General features: G+C 48.5%; 1 tRNA gene and 1 rRNA gene. Both read right to left on the bottom strand.

Annotated features, from left to right (window positions below):
• Window positions 1-2 precede the first annotated feature (2 nt).
• A tRNA-Ile gene (locus tag J3492_RS12985) sits at window positions 3-79 on the bottom strand.
• A 64-nt stretch (window positions 80-143) separates the two neighbouring features.
• Window positions 144-1,682: ribosomal RNA gene (locus tag J3492_RS12980) — 16S ribosomal RNA — on the bottom strand.
• Window positions 1,683-2,050: the final 368 nt, after the last annotated feature.

The raw sequence follows: 2,050 nt of genomic DNA, 5'->3' as shown, positions 1-2,050 counted from the left end.
AATGGTGGGTCTAAGTGGACTTGAACCACTGACCCCCGCGTTATCAACACGGTGCTCTAACCAGCTGAGCTACAGACCCATATCTTCTTAAACTAAACTAAAGAACAACTTGTTGTGAATTCTTGCTGAGCGAATGCCGTCTATAAGGAGGTGATCCAGCCGCAGGTTCCCCTACGGCTACCTTGTTACGACTTCACCCCAGTCATCAACCACACCGTGGTGAACGCCTCCCTAAAAGGTTAGGCTATCCACTTCTGGTGCAATCAACTCCCATGGTGTGACGGGCGGTGTGTACAAGGCCCGGGAACGTATTCACCGCGGCATTCTGATCCGCGATTACTAGCGATTCCTACTTCATGGAGTCGAGTTGCAGACTCCAATCCGGACTACGATAGGCTTTGAAAGATTCGCATCACATCGCTGTGTAGCTGCCCTCTGTACCTACCATTGTAGCACGTGTGTAGCCCTGGTCGTAAGGGCCATGATGACTTGACGTCGTCCCCGCCTTCCTCCAGTTTGTCACTGGCAGTATCCCTAGAGTTCCCGGCCAAACCGCTGGTAACTAAGGAAAGGGGTTGCGCTCGTTGCGGGACTTAACCCAACATCTCACGACACGAGCTGACGACAGCCATGCAGCACCTGTATCAGAATTCCCGAAGGCACTCCGGCATCTCTGCCAGATTCTCTGTATGTCAAGACCAGGTAAGGTTCTTCGCGTTGCATCGAATTAAACCACATGCTCCACCGCTTGTGCGGGCCCCCGTCAATTCATTTGAGTTTTAACCTTGCGGCCGTACTCCCCAGGCGGTCTACTTATTGCGTTAGCTGCGTCACTAAGTCCTCAAGGGACCCAACGACTAGTAGACATCGTTTACGGCGTGGACTACCAGGGTATCTAATCCTGTTTGCTACCCACGCTTTCGAGCCTCAGTGTCAGTATGATGCCAGGAAGCTGCCTTCGCCATCGGTATTCCTCCAGATCTCTACGCATTTCACCGCTACACCTGGAATTCTACTTCCCTCTCACCTACTCTAGCTTAACAGTATCAGATGCAGTTCCCAGGTTAAGCCCGGGGATTTCACATCTGACTTATCAAGCCACCTACGCTCGCTTTACGCCCAGTAATTCCGATTAACGCTTGCACCCTCTGTATTACCGCGGCTGCTGGCACAGAGTTAGCCGGTGCTTATTCTGCAGCTAATGTCATCGCATATGGGTATTAACCATATGGTCTTCTTCACTGCTTAAAGTGCTTTACAACCAAAAGGCCTTCTTCACACACGCGGCATGGCTGGATCAGGGTTGCCCCCATTGTCCAATATTCCCCACTGCTGCCTCCCGTAGGAGTCCGGGCCGTGTCTCAGTCCCGGTGTGGCTGATCATCCTCTCAGACCAGCTACAGATCGTCGCCATGGTAGGCCGTTACCCCACCATCTAGCTAATCCGACTTAGGCTCATCTAATAGCGAGAGCTACAAGTAGCCCCCTTTCTCCCGTAGGTCGTATGCGGTATTAATTCGAGTTTCCCCGAGCTATCCCCCACTACTAGGTAGATTCCTAAGTGTTACTCACCCGTCCGCCGCTCGACGCCTGGGAGCAAGCTCCCATCGTTTCCGCTCGACTTGCATGTGTTAAGCCTGCCGCCAGCGTTCAATCTGAGCCATGATCAAACTCTTCAGTTTAATCTTGCTTGAAGTCTTTAACTTATTAAATATAAATACTCAATAAGAAGATGACTTCTAATCTTGGCTCATTTAATCTAGCAAATCGCTTAAAATTATGTTCGTAATGAATTAACTTTGAGTTTTTCTGCTGATTAAATGATAATTTTTATAGTTAGAATGACTCCCGAAAAGAGAGTAAAACCAACTTTATGTTTAGCATTCTGTCTCAGCAAAAATCCACACAAGTTGTTCTTTAGTATGCTTTTAAATAGTGTCTTATCTCTGTCGTCCAGTAGATAAGTGTTCTGTATAAAATATCTGACCAATCGTTACTTAGACAATACGTCTTTTCTTGATTGCGAGCCGACTATCATAACACGATGTGT

Origin of the sequence: Psychrobacter coccoides (genome assembly GCF_017498085.1) — a bacterium.
In the GTDB taxonomy this organism is placed as follows: domain Bacteria; phylum Pseudomonadota; class Gammaproteobacteria; order Pseudomonadales; family Moraxellaceae; genus Psychrobacter; species Psychrobacter coccoides.
Note: the sequence above shows the minus strand (reverse complement) of the source record. Positions and strands in the feature narration are given on the sequence as shown.